This window comes from Bradyrhizobium sp. McL0616 (assembly GCF_049993385.1).
Taxonomy (GTDB): domain Bacteria; phylum Pseudomonadota; class Alphaproteobacteria; order Rhizobiales; family Xanthobacteraceae; genus Bradyrhizobium.
In genome coordinates, this window is record NZ_CP188255.1 from 5,710,919 (window position 1) to 5,732,617 (window position 21,699).

Here is a 21,699-nt window from a genome sequence, read left to right on the forward strand (position 1 = left end):
CAGTACCGATTGAGGAGCAGCTGGATGGCGCGACCTTAGGTAGCAGTTTTTGATGGAAAGCATTCCGAATTGTCGCACCAGCAGGGCTAGCGCCGCCACCTGCAACCCGCGCTACGCGAAAGCCTGACTCTAATGTCGCCTTTTCCCACCAACAAGATCGCGCTCTTCATCGACGGGGCCAATCTTTACGCCACGGCGAAAACTCTGGGCTTCGACATCGACTACAAGCGACTGCTGAAGGAGTTTCAGAGCCGCGGGACGCTGTTGCGGGCCTTTTACTACTCAGCGATCATCGAGGATCAGGAATACTCCTCGATCCGTCCGTTGATCGACTGGCTGGACTACAACGGCTACTCCGTCGTCACCAAGGCGACCAAGGAGTTCATCGACGCCTTCGGCCGCCGCAAGGTCAAGGGCAACATGGACATCGAGCTTGCCGTGGACGCCATGGAGCTTGCCGAGCACATCGACCAGATGGTGCTGTTCTCGGGTGACGGCGACTTCCGCTCCCTTGTCGAGGCCGTGCAGCGCCGCGGCGTGCGGGTCACCGTGATCTCCACGATCGCCAGCCAGCCGCCGATGATCGCCGACGAGCTGCGCCGCCAGGCCGACGTCTTCACCGATCTCGTCGAGCTGCAATCCAAGCTCGGCCGCGACCCGTCCGAACGCCTCGCCCCGCGTGAGCGGGACGATCGTGCCGCTCGTCTTCCGAGGTTCTTGCAAGACGATCATCAGGACCGGCTTGGCGAGAGCCAACGGAGCGATGCTTTACGTGGACATCGGAAAGGACCTCCACGTTAAATTTAAATTCGGCTGAGACGTGGAAACATCCAAGTGGGTAAATTCCCGCTGATGCTCGCAACCAGGATCGCAAAACGATTGCCCGCGAAAGCCCAATCCGACGCCTGCTTGCGCAAGCCGCGAAGCGCACACGCCCTCTCCCACCCACGCCCCCCTGTTCGGTGTTGATCCAGAGCCAGACCACGAGTTCGACGAGAAGACTGAACGGGCTTGGTTCTTCGCTTTCTATTCTATCTTTGTGCTGCTCCACGTAATAGGCGAAAGGATGGACGTCAAATAACACAACGCCAGGAGCCGCAGAGCAAGCGTGCCGCCGGGCTACGAAAAACGCGCATGCGGTTTACGATTGTGGAACTCTCAACGAACGCGCATACATTCTTGTCGTGCCGCCGCTGGAGTCGGCATGACGTGCTATTCAGATATCTCCGTCGACATGTCCGTCCTAAAACGAAGACGTATCCACGTGTTACGGCGACCGATCCTGGCGCGGGTACGCCGCGCAGCCGTCCCAGGCTCTGCCTCCCCTCACCGTCTCGACGCATGTTAAGCAAATCATCAGTTCTGTTGCAGCGCCGCGAGATTTAAATTGAATTTGACCGATTTCGCCCTGTAAAATTTTTCAACCCGGGTGGCTGCATCAAACTTAGACATTTTTTATCCGGCATATTTTGACCAAAATGCACAGGCAGCAGCAGCCATCCTTCTGCGGCCTTGGCATTCCAAGGACTGGCAATGTCTGTTTCCGATACCGATCGCGAGATACTTCGGTTGGTCTCCGCGTTCAGGGAGATCAAGAGCTTAAGCACGCGCCGCGCAATTATTTTGCTGATCGAAGAAGTCGCGCAGAAAGATAATCCGCCCAAGAATCCAAGGACGAGTGCTTAGCTAAGCATCGGACTCAGCACGGCTAAGTTGCGTGATCGTGCGTCCTTCGCATTCGGTCGGCGATACCCTTCAGACGCCGCTGGAAGCCGGTTGAATTGCCCGAGCCCGGCGCCAGCAGGCGGCGGCGAATCTGCCTTTCTGGAAGTCGAAAGGGCGGACGAAACGATGGGGGCGCCCCCACAACTAACTGCCCGAATCATTAATCCGAGCGTCAGCGGGTCGAACGGCGGTTTCGGCGTTCACGACGACAGCGGCTTCACGGTCTTCGCGACATGAGACCCGCGTAGTACGCCCCTTCGACTGAAAGGAAGACGGAAATTGACGCGCGAAATCCGTTGAAACCTCTTGTAAGTGCGCTGCACAAGCCGGTTAAATGAGGAACTTTATCGAATCATTGACATTGTGTTGCCATTGTAGAGGCCCACGCAGCAAGCGGATGATCCTGCAGGTGGCTATGGTCAGAACAATACAAATCAACATCGCGCTGTGGGGAATGATCATCTGCGTGGCGATCAAGCTGTCGCAGATTTGGTTCTGAAGCCAGCAGACCGTCTCACCCGAAGATTGCGAGCCAGCCGAGCATCTTCCAGCACGCCCATGCTAGCGCGCTCGTCCATCCAAGCATTGCCACGACGCATGCCGCGGCCCAAATGGCCCGGGCAGGCCAGAGGCGCCTTCTCGGCCTTTGGCCGACGTTTGCTGCACCCGCGTGACCCAACTTACCCTCGCGCGTTAGTCTCCTAGCATTGGTCTCGATGCGACTGGGAAGGTTCATTGATGATCGTCTCAGGGCTTATTTCGCTACAGGCTGTGACGAGGTCGGTGCAGGAGAGCCGGAAGTCGGGCCACTAGGCTAGGGGTTATCTTGCGCTCGCTGAAGGGATGAACCGCATTTCGAGCGGTCTCTGCTTTTGATCCCTGGCAGGATCTCATCGAGATCGGCAAATCGATTCTTTGATTTTGCGAGGGCGAAGTTGGCTTCTTCATAAGCGCTCCTAAAATGAATGGGGTTCCGCGCGGCATTCCTCAACAGACCGCAATTTGACAGATGTGAGAACAATACGCAGCTGGCTTACGGTTTCCAGTTTCCGACCGCGCCGATTAACGCGGCCTGAACAACGGATTTCAGCCGGCGGAAGCTTGCGGCGCGGCCCGCTCATTGCATGACGCAGGAAGCCATCGCGCCCTTGAGCGACGATCCAACCGTCAGCCTTCCACCTATCGCCAGATGATATGTTCGACACCGCATAAAGTAACGATACCCCTCAAGCTTAATTTTGAAGTTCCGTTGCACCGTCCGGTGCCTTTGCGCATGATCATTCTCACTCAATTTGAATGGTGCACTATGAGACTTCCTTTTCGTACGAAACCGAACAGGCTAACGGATTTAGAAATTCGCGACGCGATGGCTCAGTTGCAGGCCCTACGCACCGCAGTGGAGGCGGCCGAGAGAAAGGCCGGCCTTTTGCCACACAACGACAACATCGCGCCGAACAGCGCGAGCGCTGATCCGCTCAAATCGCGCGGTCGGGGCAGCACCTATTGATGAGCTCGAAGGTCCGAAGAGTTTCCGCCAGTGCCGACATCGAACCGGCCTACACCACCATCGCGTCTTGAATTGCCCCGCCGCGCCCCCTCCGGTTCTCGCTATGCTGGCGGCGGGAATCGGGGCGTCATCTAAACATCACGCGGACGAGGCTAACGATCCCTAGAGTTCCGGGATCGGAACCCGGCAAAGAATCGCGTGAGAACTCGCGGCAACTGCAATCATAGGCGGATTGGTGGCCACGACACTGCAGATTGCCGCCGCGCTCCGGGTCGAGCGTTCGACTACAAAGAATAACTTGCGGAGACTCTGCAGTTCTGCAACTTACACTGGATACCCCGCGGCTGCCTTTTCGCAGACCGAAATCGGGAGTGTTACATTCTTACGCCCACTCATTCTCCGGCAGCGTGCCAGGCGGTGGCTCAAGCTCCTCAAGCGCAGCTTCAATGAGGGCAATTTCCTCCAGGACGGTTCGAACCACGCTTGCGGGATTGATGCCCGAGACCGCCTGGAGCTCGTCCAGCATCTTGCGCCGGTGAGCGAGGAGGTCGGCCAAAGCGCGGCGGTTCTTAAGTTTCACATGACCAGCGACAATCATCGCTATTGCTTTGGATTCCTTACCTTCGCTGAACGTCGCTTCCAACGCCTGCCTGGGTGCGGACCCTTGTATGGGCAATGTCTCGCGTTCTGTGGACTGCCCAGTCTCGTCTTCTCCCAAAGTCGGCCTCATCTGAAGATGGAGAAATTCAGTCTTTTCAAAATTACGTTGATCTGACTCGCCTAGCGAGCTGAGTCGCGGGGCAGGACCAATGTCGACCGGCAACGATCCAACGTTGCTGGTCTGTACGCTGGAAATTTCGACAGCCGTGTCAAACGTAATCTGGTGCGGTAGCGGCGGTTCCTCCCTCTCCAGCGAAGACCCGTGTTGCCCGTGGCAATGCTTAAACCGTTTGCCTGAGCCACACGGACAAGGGGCGTTCCGCTTTGTCGGTTCATCTTCTGTTCGGACATCAGCATGTTCAATCGTCGGAGCCTGGTCGATGCCGTTTGCATCGTGCATGATTGTGTCGGACTCGCTTTTCAGCTCAGCCTCAAGAGATTGCCGAATAGCAGCCAATTGAGCGAAAATGTCTTCCACCATTATCGATCCCCGGAATGAGATTGATCAATGCACGGTTAAAATCAATAGAACCAATGCTAGCATTCAAGTGCAACAGCCCGGGGACCGCAAGCATTTAAAGGATGGTCGAACCGCTGCAAGCCGGCCGGCTTAGAACGACCGGGCGACACCGCCAGGGCAGATCTACGATGGGCGAAATACACAAGACCAACTCGCTATCCGCAGCCAAATCGAGATCAAGCGAACCAACTGGGAAGGATAATTCGAGCCAGCCTAAGGTCGGGTTTTTCAGGAAGGTGAACACATTGGCCTTGAGAGGCAACGCTGGCCCCCGTACCGCCATACGATCTGGACCTACTTCCAGAGAGAATAAAGTTTGCGCGGAGTACAGCTCTGGTGAGCAGGCCAGAGGTGACGTTGAATAGGTGTGAAAGCAACTGTTTGGCCAGCCATCGCGCACGCAGATCAGAGTAAGGTCACGCTCCTGCGACCCGCGGGTGGTCTGTCGGGCGGATCGGCCCCAAAACACCCATGTTCATCTTTATTAAATTTCGGTTCAGCTGTTTCAGCCGTCTAGACACTCGGGTATCGTAGATTGATACTATAATTTTTACGGTTTGTTTTGTGAGGGGGTTTCGATGGACTTTAACGGCTTGCGGCCGCGTCTCTTCTCCAAGCAGAATCAAGGGCTGAAGAAACTCTTTCAAGAGGTTCAAGAGCTTCGCCGAATCGTTGCGCTTGCAGAGACTGAATCCCAACAACGACGGCGTACAAAGGTCGCAAGCACAAAGAAACCTAGTTTCATCGTAGAGGCGAGCAGTTGTAACACAGCCGCTCCGGCATAATCGCTTGGAATCGGTCCAATAGGCACTCCTGCGCCCCACATCGTCTCGATTGTCTGGCCGAATGCGCCATTTTTGATATGGCCGCGCTCGTTGTAGTTTGCGCTCAATCTCTAGTATTTATTGCTCCTGCAATGCAACTTTCGTCGGCGGTCGATTTTTGATCGAATCGCGAATTGCTCGCGAGTATTGGTTTGCCCCAACGAATGGAGGCAACATTGGTCAACTAATTGCGCCCCTGTCGACGATAACAGCCCCAAGGTCCGGGCGGCCTACCGCCGACCGCATTGGCCTGTGCATTGGTTCGGTCGTTCGGGTGTATGTAGCGTTGGCCTCCATGCAAGCCGTGGAACATTGCTTCCCTCGTGCAATTCGCCGCTCCTACCCTGCGCCGAGCATATTGAAGGCGTTTACTTGCCCCGCGGACCAACTCCCTGACGAGGGCCATCGGTTAGAAGTCGCCTTGCCTGTAGCGTCCCACCCACGGCGCATCTCAAGCAACGACAGGACAAGCACGTGAAAGAGGCCCTCACTAAGGGCTTTGACGCAGTAATCGTCAATATAACCAGAGCCGCGCGGCGGGAATATGCGCCTCCCCGCGAGATCCGCTGCAGAGACCGATGAAGTACTCAAAGCCGGACCGCGAGTAACCTTTACCCGTTAGGTTAATTTCAATGCTCGATTGTGCGTTCGCGCAGTAATCGCAATAGACAATATACAAATGTATCGGAAGTATTTGCGGAGTGCGTTGTGTCGGGTCACGAGAACGATCGCGAGATGCTTCGACTGATAAATGCGTTCGCGGAGATTAAGAGCCCTGGCACGCGAAGGGCCGTTGTGCTGCTGGTCGAAGAACTTGCTCAGCAAGGTAATACGTCGCTAAAGCCCCCGAAGAAGAGCGGCTGATCGATATGTGGTGGATCGCAATGGCACTTCTTTCCATCCTCGCGGCAGCAGCGGCGCTGGTCTATTACGCCTATTCCGTCCTGCCCGAGGACGATCGATTGTTCCCTTTTGACGAGTAGCCCCTAGCTGAATCGTGGCGGACGTACGAACTCTCAGGTGCGGTCCCTGGTAGTTTCAAGTGACGATATTTTTCCAAACATGTCGTCTGGAGACATAGCCGAAAGTTTGACAAAGGCTACAGCGAATAGGCCTCACGAAGCTGAAAGCTATAAACGCGGCAGCGCTCGCTCTCCTGACCTCGCGTGCTGGCTATGCGTCCGCTGACCGCAACGAACCGACAGCAGAAGCTTCGACCACGCTCGAGGTCGTATTACGGGCCCTATGCCAAAACGTTACTCGAATTGCTCGCCATCAATTTGATCTGCTGAACAATTTTGAGAGCGAGGCTGGCCCGCTCGACGCGAAGCGCGGCTTCTTGCTCAGAGACATCGTGGCCATCGTGTTCAAGCACAGAAATCAGCACTTCTTGATCTTCGACGCGCTGCTTCTGTTTTGCAATTTCCCCCTCCAACTCGAGCAACCCACCTGCGTCGCCGTAACTCATTTTCTGACCTTCAGAATCGAGATTGATGATGGAGGAACGAAGAATAGACGAAGATGCCTACACACAGTTCCGCGAGATAATGGATTAGCCGGTCACGCTCTCAACGCTGCGCCGTCCCGGCTAAGAAATTCTGAACACGTAAGCTCAATATCCTACGGAATAGCCAAAATGCGAGTTGGATTTGGTAGGTGTACGGAGAGAATGGGGCGCTCGTCGCCCGCACCGTGACGGGCGACCGCATTCAATGCTTGTTGCGACTTATCTGGTCAAAAATAATGGTGAGGCTAACGACATCTTCGACATCGGCGGTCGCGCTTGCTTCACCCGCCACTTCCAGGGAGGCGACCTCCGCGTCATGTAAATCATCCGAATGAGGCAGAAGCATCCCCTCGCCGCTTGAAGGACTTGCAGTCGAGTTTCGCGACGCGAAGGGAGCCACCTTCGAATCGACAGCCTCAGTTGGCCGTTCGATCCTCATAGGAACTGTAGTACCTTGTTTGCACCCTTCCCGGGCTGACGTTCCGGCCAGCGCGCTAGCCGTCCGGCCCGACTCGTGCCTGGCCGACTCGACGATCAAGCTCAAGATTGACGGCAGAAGCGCCTTATTATTGAAAACGGCGTATAATGCACGCAGCTGATCCACGTAAATTGCCCCATAGCACGACAGAAGACGTTCAACACTTGCCAGATCTTCGTCTCGGGCGACCAAGGTGTCCCAGTCGAAACTCGCCTTCGAAGCGCCGCTTGCCGCAGCGGTAGCGATCGTCGAACTCTGAGTTGTAGAAAGTGCAACTTGCTCATTTGGAGGCTGCGACACCACACTCGCTCGGACCGCATTGCCCGATACAGGGACTTGTTTGATTGGAATTTGTAAGCAGATCAAGCCAAGCGCCATTGCAAGAAAGCCGAAAGTTGCCCAAGCAATGGAGGCGCAGAGCAACGCCCCGACGACTATCAAAAACAACCCCGATAACCGCATGGCTGAAACCATTCTCTATTATATGTTTAAGTCGCAACTCCAATACGACTTTAAAGCTCGTCGAGCGGTCGTTCGGGACAACTAAGATCGCGCACCTTTGCGGACAATCCTGATTGCTTTCCGACCATGCTCAATATCGAGGCTAAGACGACGCGTCCGCTTCGTCCGCAACGGCGGAACCGAGCTCCTTCATCGATCTTTTGACGCTAAGCTGAGCGGTCACCGAGATGGCGAGGTATCCGGCCGTAGCGCTCGGCGGCCGGAAGGTATCTCTTTGCTCTTGGAATGTAACCTCACCCACGCCACAGGATGGATTCATCACAGACAGTGAAATGCTTCACCGAGACGATTAAGCTTTCAGGCCTGGACTGTCGCGAGCGACTGGGACTCGGCCAGACTGGCCATTATCAGGCCATTCGATCGGCACGCAAAAGAGCCCGCGTCGTTCGATCTCCTGATGCAAATCTTCTGCGCGCTCCTTGGCCGGCTCCCCGAGCAAGGGAATGCCGGAAACCGTGTCGGCAAACGCCTGCTCGCGGATGCTTTCGTACATCTGAATAATAAAGTGGTCAGAGAGGCACTCAAACTGCATGTTACACCGCGCGCTGCAAAACTGAGGGACGGGGCCGCCAGACTTGGGGCCATCGCTGGCGGTCCGTGCCGACAATTGAAATCGTGGTCTTGGGTATTGTGGTGGGGGAAGACCAGCTCTATCGGCGAAATAGTGATACCGCAACGCCCTGAGTGGCTCAATCCGATCCTCGGCTTAACCTCACTTCTCAAGGTTAAGCGCCTCTTGGTTTGGAGGCATCGGAGCCGCAAGGCGCGACAATCTCCGACTGGCCGCGGGCCCACATCGCCGCGGGTTACGATTTATGCTGCTATCGCTCCGCACGATCTACTTAGCCCTCCCGGCTGCAGATCAGGTTTTCAGCAAAGGATGAGACCGCAAATCCGGCCAAGCCTCCGAGCCCCTTTTCAAGAGCGTCGATCAGACGCGGATCGCGATCTGGAGCGAGAAATTGCGCGAGCTCGAGACCTGCGGCAAATCCCGAGATCGAGATGAGGACGAGCGCTGGCCGATTGGGGAATGACGGTCGGCAAAGGAAGCCGAGTACGCCGTAGGCGCAGAAGCGCTCAATTGCTGTGATCAGGTCCGTCTCGCTATCGACCAGTGAGGGACGCGAAGACAGCCCAGACAGCGTCGCAAAGATGATAAAGGCTAGCCACCCGACCGTGGCGATGCGCAGAAGCACTATCGTTGAGCGCATAGAACTTCGCCTCGAAACAAGGTCGATCCAGATATTTCGCGGGCGTGCCAATTTAATTGATTTCCAGATCAAGTCCTGCAGATCTTTATGTCGGCAGTAACTTTGGTCAATTTTCGGATAAGTCCGAAGAGATACTTGATACTTGGCCTGTGATGAACAGCGGCACGGAGAGGCTGATCGGCATTTACCTGCGCCGGTAGCTAAATTGCTATCCAGCGCGCGCCTCTCTGGTCGCAGACGTCGAGTGCGCGACGCATCGCAACCCATTGTTTGATGTCGGAGCCGGCTGATGAGGATTATAGTAATCGTTGTTAGTGCTCCTGTTCTTTTCGTACTGGTCTGGGGCTGCCTCGTCTTCTACTTGAACCTCGCCCTTCCCGAGGAGCAGGATTGATACATCCATGTCAAGGACGTAGGGATTTCCCAGCACGAGCGCTGCCCCGCTTTCCCGAGCGGGGGATTGCTGCGTCACGTTGTGGAGCAACCGAGGATGACGCATCCTGCAGCCCGAAAGAACGCGCGACAATAAAATGTCTTCGCTATTATCATCGAGAGCAACTCAAGGATGTCGGGATGGTATTACGTCGATATTGAGCAAACGCATATTTTGATACTCGTTGATGGAGTCGGGGCGGTGATGATCTTTGATGCACTCGCGCTGGCCGCGGTCTCTTTCCGCACATTTCTGAAGACCGAGACGCAGCGCCGCGTCGGCGTCCTTCATTTGATTGCGCATCTCCCGTCGCTCAAAACGGGTCAGCATTGGTTGCCCCAAATACCGCCAAGCCTGATCGATCCACGCCTTTAAAATGCGAACATCCTCATCCAAAGGGTCGACCATCGCTACCGCTCGCACGATTGAAAAGGCCCTTGCGACCTAGCGCAGCGCCATTATAATTAGAGAGAATTAGACATATTATGCATTATTTGCACCTCGCCGCAGAGATTAAATCGATTATTTCTCTAAATTTTAACTATTGATTTTAAGCTTGTCTGGTTTCTATCTTTGGAAATCGGTGGCCGGCGTAGCAGTATAATCATATTTTATTACTGCGATGCTTCGTAAACTGGCGTCCCAAGGGTGGTAAAGTCAAGAATTGCAATATTTCTCGCTTCTGCCGCCGCGGGCGGCACGATCGCCGCCGTCCGTAATCTCGGCGCGGCTGGAGCGGATGTTCGAGTTCTATCAAGCCGCGCACTTTCTGCTGCTGCTTGGTCGCGCTACACCTCAAGATCGTATTCGATTGCTTCTGAAGCAGACGAACAGCGCTTTCTCCAGCAGCTGCTTCGAATAGGAAAAGCCGAGCCTGGCCACCTCCTGCTGGCAACCTCAGACCGCACAGCTTGGCTGTACGCCGAAAACCAAGCTCAGCTCGCGCCATATTTTCTGCTTTACCAACCGTCCCTCCAGACGATGCGCAGAATACTTGATAAAAAACTTCTCGCCGAGGCTGCGGCGGCCGCCGGGATGTCTATCCTACAAAGCTGGTTTCCCCAGGACATAAACGAACTGACCGAGCTCGCGCCGACGCTTCCATATCCCATACTTATCAAGCCGCGCACTCAGGTGCATCGAATCCGTAATGACAAGGGGGTAGTTGTTTACACAGAAGAGGCGTTGAAGCGGTACTATCAGTCCTTTATCGAGCACAACTCGAGCGGAACGAAACGGCTTCTCGCAGAGAAGAATGTTCTTTTGCAGCGCTTTGTCGGGGACGCCAGTCAAAGTGTGCATTCAATAAGTGGCTTTGTCGATCGCACTGCCGAATTTTTCGTGACGCGACATGCGGTCAAGGTGCTGCAACGATCCGAGCCCGTCGGAGTGGGAGTTTGCTTCGAGTCTCGTCCGGCAAACGTTTCGCTATCCAACGAGGTGCGGCGTCTTTGCCGCGAGCTGAAATACTTCGGTATCTTCGAGGTCGAGGTATTGTGGTTCGAGGGACGCTGGAACATCATCGATTTCAACCCTCGCTTGTTCAGCCAGGTGGGGCTGGACATCTGCCGGGGATCCCCGACCCCGCTCTTTGCCTATCTCGACGCAATCCGTGACACGACCGCGCTCAAAAACGCCATTGATGAAGCGAATGCGGCAGAGAGCGAAGCGGAAATCGCTTTCTACGATCGATTTACGCTGGGGGCTTTGCTTCTGGCGCGGATCCTCACATTGCGCATATCGCAGCGGGATCGATCATACTGGAAAGCGTGGAAGGAGCGAAACGGCCGCGCAGTTGATTTTGCCGTTGACAGTCGCGACGTATGGCCTGGAATCGTTCATCTTATTTCCGAGATATATTTGGGCTTGCGAGCAATGCCACGTTTCCTGCGTTCCACAAAACGCGTTCAAATATTGCCAACCCAAACCGCTGCAAAGACGCACAATTGAGCACAAACAACATAGTCATCATAGGTGCGGGACCATATGGTTTGTCCCTCGCCGCTCATTTGGGAGTACGGAATGTCGACCATCGCATTTTTGGCGAACCAATGCAGTTCTGGTCGAAAATTGCTGATGCCGCCGGCGAGCGGTTCCTGAAGTCATTTTGCTTTGCAACCAATTTGTCGTCACCGGAACCGGGCTTCAATCTTGTCGACTATAACGCGCCTCGCGGTCTGGAGACGTTTGATCCTTGCTCCATGGCGAATTTCGCAAACTATGGAAAATGGTTTCAGCGACACAATGTACCGTGGGTCGAGCGCGTGGACATTGTAAGTGTCGAGAGAAAGGCCGATCGTTTTGCGATCACTTTATCTAGTGGAGAACGAACCAGCGCTACTCACGTGGTTGTCGCAACCGGCCTCTCTCACTACGCAAGCATGCCATCAGTATTGGCCCCGCTGCCTCCGGCTCTCGCCAGCCACACGTCCGAAATCAACCGTTTCGATCGTTTCGCCGGACAGCATGTCGCTGTGATAGGGGCTGGCCAGTCCGCACTTGAAGCGGCGGCATTGTTACACGAAGCCGGGGCCTCGCCGGAACTACTGGTTCGTGAAGACGGAATTCGATGGCATACCAAGGTATCTTCCAGCCGCAATTTGTGGGATCGAATACGAAAGCCGATCTCAGACCTTGGCGTAGGGCCGAAAGCCTGGGCCCTAGTCAACCTCCCAGGCGCGCTGCAACGACTTCCTGACGAAAGCCGGCTTTGGCTAACGAGAAACTATCTTCCGCCTGAGGGGGCTTGGTGGCTCCGAGACCGCGTCGAGGATCGCGTTCAAATTAATCTGGCAACGACTGTGATCAAGGCACGCGAGGTTGGCAGTCAGGTGGCCCTCGAGGTGTCGGGTCCATCAGGAACAAACAACCGCGAATTGAAGTTTGATCATGTCATTGCCGGAAGCGGTTACGACATTGATATGCAACGTCTGCATTTCCTTGATCCGGACCTTAGAAGTAAGGTTCAGTGCGTGTACCGGCAGCCACGACTCGACGGCTCTTTCTGCTCCTCAATCCCGGGGCTCTTCTTCGTTGGGCCAGCGTCTTCGATGAGCTTTGGCCCCTTGTTCCGTTTCGTGGCAGGCGCAGACTTTACCGCGCGTACACTAACGTCACGCCTTTTCTCTCGACAGTCAGTCCCAGTACGCTCGAAGGCGTCGGCGACCTCATGACTTGCATCGTGCTCTTGCCGGGCTCTGGTGGAGGCTTCCCAGATATTGCCCAACTGAAGGCTTCGCCGGAAGATGGAATGCGCATCGAAACCATCGATTATCCCGGCTGGAAGCGATACGTGAGTCCGGGATTCCGGCCCGAACGTATCGTATCCGAGTTGGCTGCGGAGATAGAGTCTCGTGTCCCCTCGGGCCCTATTCGAATCGTCGGCATTTCCATGGGCGGGCATTTTGGCTATCTCGTCGCTCTGGATCTTCAGGCGCGGGGCCGAGACATTGAGGGCCTATGTGCCATCGACTCCTTTATGGTCACGACAGCCGCGCCAACCCCGGGCTGGAGGAATCGCGCGCTTGCAGAATTCCGTGGGACGCTCAAGCGCCGGAAATTTGGCGAGCTCCAGATACTGTGTCGTTCAAAATTCTGGCGGGCTGTGTTCCGTGCGGCAGGAGATATTTTACCAGCCGTACTCAGACAGGCACGCAGATTGCGCTGGGCAGTCTACATTTTTGAGATTGATCCGATCCTGAAACGAGAGCTGAATATTCGCATGATGGCCCGGGAGTGCGCTCCTTGGCTCGCCAAAATCGACGAAGACCCCACAGCCCTCTCGATTCGCACCGCGCTGCTTCGAACCCGAGATCATTTGGGCAGCGATGCAATGTGGCAAGCTCGATGTCCAAACCTTGTCGTGTACGAGATCGAGGGATCCCACGACACATTATTCGAAGCCGAAAATGTGGATTCTCTACGCAGGGCCCTCGCCAACGCCTCGCGAGAATGGAGTCACAGTACCTCAAACGCATAATTATGGTTGCCGGCACTGGTTTGCAAACTTCCGATCAAGCGAAGTCGCGCGCTGGGCAGGGCCGCGGGATCGTAGGGAAAATTGTCGGCGACAAGATACTTCCGCCCCTCGCCGCTTGCAGCGATATTTCGCACGACGTCGTCCATCAGCTCCTTTGACGAAAAGGGGTAGTTTGCAAAAACTACTAACGGCGGTTCCGGCATTCGGAAATCCGTTGCGCTTGCACATATCGACTGGCCAACATTGCGGGCAGTGGGATACAGCGATATATTCCTAGCTGCGATGTCGTGTAGTTCCTTCACGAGCTCGATGCCGTATACGGCCTTGAAACCCAAATCCGACGCGTATAGCAACGTGGCGCCTTTGCCCGAACCTACATCGACAAAAGCGAACTCTTTGTATCGTTCGCGATCAAAGCTCAGCATCGAAAGGGAACGCTCAAATCCTTCCTGACTCGTCGGAGCGTACCTAACGCCGTGCACCCAGACGGGATTCTGAACGGAAAACGAGCTGAGTGGAATTATGCCGGCCGTGTCGGTGCCGTGCCTGTCGTCGAATTGCGACTGCATTGTATTTCGCTTCAACAGGCTTTGGCGCTCACCGTACACAATCAGCGGCCACCGTGCCGCATAGACAAGTGTAGGCAGAAGCCCCCGCTTCGCGATGGATTTTTCGATCATTCTGACAATCAGCACGATCAGCCAACCTGCCTCAAAAATGAGCGCCACGCGCTCGGTGACCAGTTTTCCCAAAACTACATTGCTAAAATTGACTTTTGCAAGCAAGCGCTGTCGCTCAAGCGATCCCGTTGTCGCCTGGCATGAACTCGGGGGAAGGACGCGTCCGGTAGAACCCTGCATTTCCAATACACGACAGTCTATCCAGCCGCCTTGGCGAAATTATTGTCTGGAACTAGTCACTAGGGATTTGGTTGATTTGGAGCAGCCGTGAGAATTTCAAATCATGATATGCGTGAGCGCAAGGGTATCTGCATCGGAGGCAAACGTTGTCTCGTCGCTGCAAAAGCAGGTCGCCGCGGTGCCTCACGCAGATATCTCGCTGGCGGCTATGATCGAGCGCGCGATAAATGTTGCCAGGCAAATGAGATATTTCGCGCTCGTGACCCGGCGCGCCCCCTTTCCCGAATTGGTTCCTTCCGCGAAGCGGGCTGGCTTCATTCTGATCCGCGAAGATACACCAAACAAAGAAACACTATTCCAGTGGGCCGAAGACAAGCCCGACTTTACGTTCTCGGTATCGTTCAAGAATCCGGACATTCCTTCGGTAATCGCGGAATCAATGGTGACATCTCCGGCTGGTTCTCACAAGGAGCACGTTTGCATCCACGGTTTCAGTTGAAACCAACCTTTGCCTTGGCGAGAAAGAACTTGGCCCGTACGCTTTGCGATTCCTAAACGTGCTGCTGATGTTGCCCGATTTTGATGATACGCTCGCCTTGATGAAATTAGTTTAGTCCAGCGGCCCTGAGATGCTTCAGACGTGCGGCTCTTGACCTGAATTTTGGTCTCGCCACCTGAACGATAGGCGTACGCAGGCGAACGCTGACATTCCAGCAAACACTCCAAGCGTTCCCCGGTCAAAGCTGTAAGGTTCGTCCAAGATTCCTCCGATAACACCTCCGACAATTGCACTGGCAAGCAACCCAGATACCCAAATTCCGAAAGTCCGCATTTCCATTACCCTGCAGAACGCAGCTGTCCGTCAAGTTTACCTGCTCCATTTTAGCTTACGCAACCAGGCGCGTCGAGAAAGTGCTAGGGCGGCAAACTACGAATAGTTTTAGGCGAAGACTCGCAACAGTTCCTTGGCGCTCAAGATCTGTCCGGAACCCTACTTCCTAAGCTAAAGCGGGGGATCGCATTGCCTGAACAGCTTGCAGCCCTGAATACGACGCTTTTAGTGAGCCTAATGGTGCGCGTAAAGTAGCTAATCGAGGAGAGCGGGCTCGATAGCGTATCTACGCGACGTAGCTTCGCCAAGACACGTTGTCACCATCGATCGCCCCGCCCTCGATGCGGTGAATCGCGCAATTCACACCATGTCCGGGTGGCGCGCTCAACAAATTCAACGCCGTTTTCGAAGCGACCGAACCGTCGCCCCTCATCCGTTGCCGGGATTGATGCAAAGTGTCGTGCTTGCTAAGGTCAGCAGGTGCCTTGCATCTTAACCGCGCGTTGCGATCACGCCTTTGGGTGGCAGCTCATTGTCTTACCCGCGCCCAGAAACTCGACCGGCCTCCAACGCCGCGTCGAAGAGATCGCCGATCGAATGCGAACGAAGTACGATCTCGCAACTCGAAGCGCTGCTAAGCCCCATCGGGGCACCAGATTATTTTTCATTTTCGTCTCGGGTTGGTCTCGCTGATCGCGATCCGCTGATGGTCGTTCTATCAAGCGTTTGGGCCTGCACCCTGCGGCGGCGAGTCCAGCCAGGTCTCAAATTCGCAATCGAGCGCAGCCGGCGGTCGAAACACGAAGGTGGAACTCATGTGAAGCTGATGCTGCTGAGCAAGAATCTGCTAGCGCGCTAGCGCTCCGGTGGCTCAAGCCCTCACCGCGACTTCGCCTGTTGCTTCTCCGCCTGCTCCTCCGCGAACAGCACGACCATGCGCCGCACGTCCCGGTCGGATATTTTTCGGAAGGCTTTGATCAGACGCAGCATCTGCAGATCTTCGACGCTGTTCGACATGGCAAGAACCTCATCGGAAAAACGGGAAGCTGAAACCGGGAAACTATGCAGTGGTTTGCCACTAATAGGAACGTAGAACTTCGGTCAGGGTTAAACTCTGCTGGCGCGCCGCCGAGCCGACGGGGCGATCGGCCCTATCCCGGGAGCTTCCTCCGAGCCTGGGCTGTCTTCCGCGGGTGAACGTGGCGAAGCAAGGCGTTCCCTCAATCTCATTCAGCAAGGCAGGGCGACCCAAGTAGCGTAACGGACGAGCCGTCCTTCCGCATCACGCTCTTCTGGCTCAAGCCAGAGACGCGCCGGGCGATACAGTCGGACACGCGATATGCTCGCCCCTACAGAGCACAGAATTACGCTGGGGAAGGGTACTTCTGAGTCGCGACGGGTCAAAGGATCAACGGCGGCAACCCACCGTTTGCTGGGCGGCGCGCGCCTGAGGAACCTCTCCACTTGCCCTACGTTGCTTTGGTACTCCAGACGACCCTGCCCTTTGGCATCCCAATAGCAGCCTCCGCGTTGCCCGGCGCGGGCTGTTCGGCGCGGCTGTAGCCACACGGGCGTTCTTGGCTATTCGCTTCTTGCTCGGGTTTTACGGGGTGAGGCGTCTGCGTCCGAGGGAAGAGCTGATGGTGCAGCGTACCTAACGAACAATAAATTCCGGCTTTAATTTTCAATTGGAACTCTTCAGTTAATGATGTATTCTTGTTCATTATAGCGGAGTCCGACTCCATGCATGACGAAGAACTGGCTCTTCAAGCCGTCAGCGATGCGCAGCGTATTTTGGAGGAGTATCTGAAACCCCAGCCGCGCAATAACGAACGCGCCATTCTCGACCAACTGGTGGAAGTTCTGGAACGCCCTGACCTCATTGTTGCGGTTGGTCGGATGCATTCCCGGTAGCGACGCGCGCGAGCGTACGCCATTCCTCGGCGAGCGCCAGCCAAGCTTGTTGATCTGCAGGACTACGTGCATTGGCGGCGCGACTTCGGCATTCTACCGCGAGCGCTAGATATTTCGCTGTTTCCTCGCCCATGACGACAGTTCGCATGGCGCCGTGAATGGTTTCCAGGCCGAAAGGTCGCCCGGCGCCGCAATACGCGACACAACACGGGTGCACAACTTGTGCGAGGTGTAACCTATGGGGTTTTGCAAACCCACCCGAGGCGGGAAAGGCGCCACCCGCAATGCGATAGGCCGGCGGCGTTTCTACATCGAAACGAAAAGCTCCAATCCCGGGCCGGGAGAGACCGGGGCCTTCAGGCAGGCCGCCTCGCTGTCTACAACAACCCAGCCGTTACCAAACTCTCGATGCGCCACCAGCGTCGTCAATCGGTCGAATGAACATTTTCACGATCGCGCGGACAAACAACTATCGGGATTTTGTCATTTCCCTCCCGGGGCTGGAAGCCGCCGCCTGCCGATCGTTTTAAGCAGGCGGCGTTTTTGCGTCCTACAAGGAACAGCCCAAGCCTTTGGCCAGAGCTAGGGCCTCGCAAATGGAATCTGATGTTACTTGCCCGCGCCGACCAAAAGCGCAGGATTCAGATTATCCGGATGATGGAGGCACAGCTTGACTGCAGTCCTCATTTTCAAAATTGCAGCGTTTGCATTGGGCATCATTCGACAGCTCTCGTGTATAAGCTATTCTGAGCCCTCTTCGACGAACAGGCCGCCTCAATTGGTGGGCCTCTTTGATTCTCGATCGTCCACACCGCCACGCGCGGTGACTCGCACGCGTTCCGATGGCGCAATGATCCAAAATCCAAAGCTCACACCCACGTCCGCCTCATTTGTAGCAATGACGCCGGCGAACTGTAACAGGCCATCGGACCAAGAGCCGGGCGGAGGAGGTACCGAAGAAAGTCGCCCGCAAGAAGCGGATCAGAACAGGCCTCGCGCCCCGGATTTGAAGCGTGAGTTTCTCTCAAACAGCGCGCCGTCGAATTTTCACCGAACATAAACAGGTCCGCGAACGTTCGCGATCCGCGCGCGCTCTCATTTACCCTACTACTCAAGCTTAATTTCGGAGTTCTGTGGCGCCGGCCGGTTGCCTGAAATACGGTGTCACTAACCGGACAATTGCCCCGTCCGGGTCCACCTTGGCGAAGCCGGCGCGCCATCATATTCGGCGCGTCGGCTTCGTTTCTCTCAACGGAGTTCAATCGTGTGGCCCTATGGCGTCGCGGCGCTGAGCATTGTGCTCTTGATAGTCGGAGCTGTCGCCCTGATACTTCTGAGTTTCGATTTTCCAGATGAACCCAGGCAGTAGTCTTACGAAATCGACAAAGCCGCACCGAACGTCGGTCCGTGATCGCCATGGCCAGGCCGCCGCTAGAGCCATGCTTGAGCGGCGGCTCCGTAACTTGAGGCGATCGGGAGACTACGAACAAGAAATCGATCGAAGACCTTCTTGCCGACATGCGGAAAAACAGTAGCGACCGCCCAGCGGAAGTGTTCCAAGTCGCGAACTTTAAGCACCTGAGCGACACGAGCATTCTGCAACTATACGAAAACATTCGCAGTCAAGTTGACGCGGATAAGGCCCTTGGAGACAAGATCGACTGGTCGGGATTGCGGCCAAGGAGCATGCCGAGCGCTTAAGAGAAGAATTGCTTCGGCACGGGATGAAGTTCCTCCCGATCGTTTGGTGAGGCCCGCAGTTCAACCTGAGGCACAAGAACTCTACCGAGCCGGCGCGAGCTGAAATGGCCGTCTTCGTCTACGTGAACGTCGTCAAACATTCGACACTAGCCGCAGCACGCGTCTGCCCCTCACCGAGTTGGGGCTGTTTTGCCCTTCGAAAATTTCCCGAATGCAGTCAACCTACGCGGCCGCGCCGCGACGACGTTGATCGAGAAACTACGCTTCAACCGTACAGTTGATATAGCACCTCGCCGGTCCCTCTCCCGCAATGCAAAATACCATCTCGGTCCTGATCACCGACCCGCAATACTCAACCTTAACGCATACCCGATTGATGCCCCCTTACCGCTTCAGCCTCCGACGATGCGTGGTGCTGGCCGGTTTCAGCCCCCGGCCCAATCTCAAATTAATAGTGGCCAGATTATCTTGGCCGAAATTCGACCACGGTTACAAACCTTATGCTACAAAAACTCCGATTATGAAGTTTTGGGGGTCCTTATGGACATGTTCAGGGCTGAGAAGATCGGAGAAGCCGAAAGCGATTCAAACCGAGAATGCCGCGTTTGCGGCGCCTCGCTAAAGTTAATTAGAACTGTGCACTTCCCAGATAGACAAGAAGTCATTCGAGCGTTCGAATGTGATTGCGGTGAGCGTATTTGGGATGAGTAAGACCGGCCCCAGGGCGGCCTCTTTCATTTTTCTTCTGCACTTCTGATCTCTCTTTGGGCTCAGCCAGCACCACCATCAAATCCCCACTGCTTAAAAGCATTCCAGCTTCTGGGCGGCATGCCGACCGCAATTTCCAACGTAACCGTACCTTGGGGAACCGGCAACTTCGCGCGCGGGACCACCGGCTGGACCGGCAGAGCCGAGCCACCTGCGAAGCGCATAGGGCGCTGGGGCAAAACCAACTTTCTTTGAGGCGTCCCAATAACTGCACTTAATCTTAAATATTTAATTCGCCTTCGACGGGTGTGCCGCCACTTGTCATAAGGCGTGCCCACATTCAACCAAAACAATTACTAAACGACGATACCGGCAGGGGCAAAAGCATACTAATGCGATCAAATGTTGTACGATTAAATTTTGCACTGGATGGCAAAACATTTGCTATGGCCTATCAGCATTCTCAACCCTTCCCTCATATCGATCTCAAGGATTTCTGGGATGCGGAACTCATTGCTGAGGTCTCCAGGCAAGTTAAAGAATTCTCGTTTTTTGATGGAGAGTAAGGATTTCTACGGGACGCAGAAGAAGCGTTATTGCGGAACTAATCCTCGGCACGCGCGCCTATTGACGCTCGTCTCGGGAGGGTTGAGCCTGCGCAAAGCCGCATAGCGTCTGCCGCAGAGCCAGCCTGCTGTGACGCTTGGCCTTCGCGCGCTCGAAGGGTGGCTCGCTCGACGATCTCGGCCACGAGATCGCAATCCTTTGAGTGCGCTCAATGGCCAGTTGCAAGTCACGATCGCAGTCGGCTGTGTTCGCGTCTCCGCCTCCGTACTGCTGCCGGCGACCATCCAGAAATGCGTTCATGCATTTCCCGGCATCAGTCTTCGTGGTGAAGCAGGATCATTACGAGGACATGCTCGAGCATCTGCGTACCGGGCGACTGGATTACCTCTGCACCACCGCACGGCCGGACATCCCGCGCAAGTTCAAGTCCGAGAAGCTGTTCGCGAGTGAGTTGTGCGTCGTCTGCGAACCGGAGCATCCACTGGCCCGCGAAACCAATCTCGATGGAAAGACGCTGGCATCATATCCCTGGATCGGAGCCCGGCCCGGCACTGGCGCCGCCGCACGGATGGCGACGATGTTCGAGCTTGAGGGCATGGCTCCGCCGCCGGCAGTGGTGACGACGCCGGAATTTTCGCTGGTTCGCTCATTGCTGTTTCAGACGAATTCCTGGCGATCACCACCCGCAGCACCCATGGGATCGACGACGCCATTGCGGGCCTTTGTATCCTGCCAAAGGCCGTGCCGAACTCGAATCGCGATGTCTGGCTGCTGTCACCGCGCGATCTGGAGCCGACCGCGATCCGGACAGAATTCGTGCGGGTTCTGCGCTCAACGGTACATGAGACGCAATTGCAACCAAGCGTCAACGCGGGTTAAAGCGCCTGCCCCCTTCGACTACCGTCGTGTGGTGTTCCGAGAGTTCCGATCGCGTGCTTCCGCGTCTCGCCATATTCGGCGAATTGTGGTCCCGGACCGGGCGGCGTTAGGGAGAGACTGCTTCGGCCGATGGCAGGCTGATGATCCGCGGCTCGCCGACCTCCCGCGGCAATGGCGCACCGAGCACAAGTGAGAGCCGATGCGATGCGTCGATGAGGCGCGATGCCAGCGCCTGAAGATCGGATCGACGGATACGTTCGACCGGGCCACTCACGGTCACGGCACCTGCCAGCGCTCCGTCATGGCCGAAGACGGCGGTAGACAGGGAGGCCGTCACCGCGTCGTAGACACCGGAACTGACGAAGACGTGCACGCCGTCATCCATTCGGTCTTCCCAACGAGCCGTCCTCAGCACCTGTCCCGTCGAGGTCAAATCGAGCGGCGCGAGGTTTGTGAGCCGTGCGACGTCGCGTACGAGTTGCGGCGAATCCACCCGAAATAGGCAGAGCCGGCTGTCGCGTTCACGCACGTGGAACGCGCTGCTCTCCAAGGTCTCCTGACTTAACTGCTGAAGGACCGGCAGCACATGCTGTTCGAGATTGAAATTGGCCCGATAGGTGGTGCCGAGCTGGAAGGTCTTCGCGCCAAGCGCATAGCGACCGTCACTCAGGCGGACGACGTAGCTGGCTTCGTCCAGCGACACGAGCGAGCGCATCACGGTCGGCTTCGCCAAACCCGTGATCTTGGCGATGTCGGCCAGGCTGCGCGACCCGGCTCCTGCGAAGGTGTCCAAAATCGCCAGCGCGCGTTGCACGGCGGCGACCCCTTGTGTCTTGGGCATCGAAATCCCCGCTTATCGATTTTCGGTTGAC

At 55.9% G+C, this 21,699-nt stretch carries 18 protein-coding genes; 8 read left to right on the forward strand and 10 right to left on the reverse strand.

Translation table 11 applies throughout. The annotated features are described in order from the left end of the window. Positions 1-132: 132 nt before the first annotated feature. Positions 133-801 carry an NYN domain-containing protein gene (locus ACPPVR_RS27840; RefSeq protein ID WP_426609757.1) on the forward strand — a complete coding sequence of 223 codons (669 nt, stop codon included), beginning with the start codon at positions 133-135 and terminating at the stop codon, positions 799-801. A gap of 2,197 nt (positions 802-2,998) precedes the next feature. Beyond that, positions 2,999-3,232 carry a hypothetical protein gene (locus tag ACPPVR_RS27845; protein WP_426609758.1) on the forward strand — a complete coding sequence of 78 codons (234 nt, stop codon included), beginning with the start codon at positions 2,999-3,001 and terminating at the stop codon, positions 3,230-3,232. A gap of 382 nt (positions 3,233-3,614) precedes the next feature. On the opposite strand, the gene ACPPVR_RS27850 is transcribed toward ACPPVR_RS27845, so the two are convergent. The 6 genes from ACPPVR_RS27850 to ACPPVR_RS27875 all read right to left on the reverse strand — a co-directional run bounded on the left by ACPPVR_RS27850 (position 3,615) and on the right by ACPPVR_RS27875 (position 9,795). Beyond that, positions 3,615-4,373, reverse strand: coding sequence for an SEC-C metal-binding domain-containing protein (locus ACPPVR_RS27850; protein WP_426609759.1), 759 nt, complete (start codon positions 4,371-4,373; stop codon positions 3,615-3,617). Between the two features lie 2,106 nt (positions 4,374-6,479). Continuing rightward, a complete protein-coding gene (locus tag ACPPVR_RS27855; protein ID WP_426609760.1) occupies positions 6,480-6,704 on the reverse strand; it encodes a hypothetical protein in 225 nt (74 codons plus the stop codon). 241 nt (positions 6,705-6,945) lie between these two features. Then, the gene (locus ACPPVR_RS27860) at positions 6,946-7,695 is read right to left on the reverse strand and encodes a hypothetical protein (protein WP_426609761.1); all 750 of its coding nucleotides are present in this window, start codon (positions 7,693-7,695) and stop codon (positions 6,946-6,948) included. A gap of 337 nt (positions 7,696-8,032) precedes the next feature. Beyond that, positions 8,033-8,275, reverse strand: a complete 243-nt coding sequence (locus ACPPVR_RS27865) for a hypothetical protein (protein ID WP_426609762.1) — start codon at positions 8,273-8,275, stop codon at positions 8,033-8,035. A gap of 310 nt (positions 8,276-8,585) precedes the next feature. Continuing rightward, a complete protein-coding gene (locus ACPPVR_RS27870; protein WP_426609763.1) occupies positions 8,586-9,026 on the reverse strand; it encodes a hypothetical protein in 441 nt (146 codons plus the stop codon). Between the two features lie 487 nt (positions 9,027-9,513). Then, positions 9,514-9,795: a hypothetical protein gene (locus tag ACPPVR_RS27875; RefSeq protein ID WP_426609764.1), complete on the reverse strand. Its 282-nt coding sequence runs from the start codon at positions 9,793-9,795 to the stop codon at positions 9,514-9,516. A 240-nt stretch (positions 9,796-10,035) separates the two neighbouring features. Here ACPPVR_RS27875 and ACPPVR_RS27880 point away from each other — a divergent pair, with 240 nt between their 5' ends. Genes ACPPVR_RS27880 through ACPPVR_RS27890 form a run of 3 tightly spaced genes read left to right on the forward strand, consistent with a single transcriptional unit; the run spans position 10,036 to position 13,366 of the window. Then, positions 10,036-11,337: an ATP-grasp domain-containing protein gene (locus tag ACPPVR_RS27880; RefSeq protein WP_426609765.1), complete on the forward strand. Its 1,302-nt coding sequence runs from the start codon at positions 10,036-10,038 to the stop codon at positions 11,335-11,337. After that, a complete protein-coding gene (locus ACPPVR_RS27885; RefSeq protein ID WP_426609766.1) occupies positions 11,334-12,560 on the forward strand; it encodes an NAD(P)-binding domain-containing protein in 1,227 nt (408 codons plus the stop codon). The genes ACPPVR_RS27880 and ACPPVR_RS27885 overlap by 4 nt, the downstream gene beginning before the upstream one ends. Further along, positions 12,557-13,366 (forward strand): alpha/beta fold hydrolase, encoded by an 810-nt coding sequence (locus ACPPVR_RS27890; protein WP_426609767.1) that lies wholly within the window; start codon positions 12,557-12,559, stop codon positions 13,364-13,366. The genes ACPPVR_RS27885 and ACPPVR_RS27890 overlap by 4 nt, the downstream gene beginning before the upstream one ends. Here the strand turns inward: ACPPVR_RS27890 and ACPPVR_RS27895 are convergent. Further along, entirely contained in the window at positions 13,345-14,151 is an 807-nt protein-coding gene (locus ACPPVR_RS27895) for a hypothetical protein (RefSeq protein ID WP_426609768.1), read from the reverse strand. The two genes, ACPPVR_RS27890 and ACPPVR_RS27895, sit on opposite strands and share 22 nt — an antisense overlap. A gap of 187 nt (positions 14,152-14,338) precedes the next feature. Here ACPPVR_RS27895 and ACPPVR_RS27900 point away from each other — a divergent pair, with 187 nt between their 5' ends. After that, a complete protein-coding gene (locus ACPPVR_RS27900) occupies positions 14,339-14,725 on the forward strand; it encodes a hypothetical protein (protein ID WP_426609769.1) in 387 nt (128 codons plus the stop codon). A 1,212-nt stretch (positions 14,726-15,937) separates the two neighbouring features. Here the strand turns inward: ACPPVR_RS27900 and ACPPVR_RS27905 are convergent. Further along, entirely contained in the window at positions 15,938-16,075 is a 138-nt protein-coding gene (locus ACPPVR_RS27905; RefSeq protein WP_426609770.1) for a hypothetical protein, read from the reverse strand. 452 nt (positions 16,076-16,527) lie between these two features. Next, a complete protein-coding gene (locus ACPPVR_RS27910) occupies positions 16,528-16,782 on the reverse strand; it encodes a hypothetical protein (protein WP_426609771.1) in 255 nt (84 codons plus the stop codon). Positions 16,783-16,801: 19 nt separating this feature from the next. Here ACPPVR_RS27910 and ACPPVR_RS27915 point away from each other — a divergent pair, with 19 nt between their 5' ends. Then, the gene (locus ACPPVR_RS27915; RefSeq protein WP_426609772.1) at positions 16,802-16,972 is read left to right on the forward strand and encodes a hypothetical protein; all 171 of its coding nucleotides are present in this window, start codon (positions 16,802-16,804) and stop codon (positions 16,970-16,972) included. 3,274 nt (positions 16,973-20,246) lie between these two features. Further along, positions 20,247-21,020, forward strand: coding sequence for a LysR substrate-binding domain-containing protein (locus tag ACPPVR_RS27920; protein WP_426609773.1), 774 nt, complete (start codon positions 20,247-20,249; stop codon positions 21,018-21,020). Here the strand turns inward: ACPPVR_RS27920 and ACPPVR_RS27925 are convergent. After that, entirely contained in the window at positions 20,934-21,668 is a 735-nt protein-coding gene (locus tag ACPPVR_RS27925; RefSeq protein WP_426609774.1) for an IclR family transcriptional regulator, read from the reverse strand. The genes ACPPVR_RS27920 and ACPPVR_RS27925 overlap by 87 nt on opposite strands. Between the last annotated feature and the right edge of the window lie 31 nt (positions 21,669-21,699).

Bases quoted from the DNA above. Each gene is read 5' to 3' on its own strand.
- ACPPVR_RS27925 (WP_426609774.1), bottom strand. From the start codon at position 21,668: ATGCCCAAGACACAAGGGGTCGCCGCCGTGCAACGCGCGCTGGCGATT.
- ACPPVR_RS27850 (WP_426609759.1), bottom strand. From the start codon at position 4,373: ATGGTGGAAGACATTTTCGCTCAATTGGCTGCTATTCGGCAATCTCTT.
- ACPPVR_RS27875 (WP_426609764.1), bottom strand. From the start codon at position 9,795: ATGGTCGACCCTTTGGATGAGGATGTTCGCATTTTAAAGGCGTGGATC.
- ACPPVR_RS27855 (WP_426609760.1), bottom strand. From the start codon at position 6,704: ATGAGTTACGGCGACGCAGGTGGGTTGCTCGAGTTGGAGGGGGAAATT.
- ACPPVR_RS27860 (WP_426609761.1), bottom strand. From the start codon at position 7,695: ATGGTTTCAGCCATGCGGTTATCGGGGTTGTTTTTGATAGTCGTCGGG.
- ACPPVR_RS27865 (WP_426609762.1), bottom strand. From the start codon at position 8,275: ATGCAGTTTGAGTGCCTCTCTGACCACTTTATTATTCAGATGTACGAA.
- ACPPVR_RS27915 (WP_426609772.1), top strand. From the start codon at position 16,802: ATGCATGACGAAGAACTGGCTCTTCAAGCCGTCAGCGATGCGCAGCGT.
- ACPPVR_RS27905 (WP_426609770.1), bottom strand. From the start codon at position 16,075: ATGTCGAACAGCGTCGAAGATCTGCAGATGCTGCGTCTGATCAAAGCC.
- ACPPVR_RS27845 (WP_426609758.1), top strand. From the start codon at position 2,999: ATGATCATTCTCACTCAATTTGAATGGTGCACTATGAGACTTCCTTTT.
- ACPPVR_RS27910 (WP_426609771.1), bottom strand. From the start codon at position 16,782: ATGAACAAGAATACATCATTAACTGAAGAGTTCCAATTGAAAATTAAA.
- ACPPVR_RS27920 (WP_426609773.1), top strand. From the start codon at position 20,247: ATGCATTTCCCGGCATCAGTCTTCGTGGTGAAGCAGGATCATTACGAG.
- ACPPVR_RS27840 (WP_426609757.1), top strand. From the start codon at position 133: ATGTCGCCTTTTCCCACCAACAAGATCGCGCTCTTCATCGACGGGGCC.
- ACPPVR_RS27890 (WP_426609767.1), top strand. From the start codon at position 12,557: ATGACTTGCATCGTGCTCTTGCCGGGCTCTGGTGGAGGCTTCCCAGAT.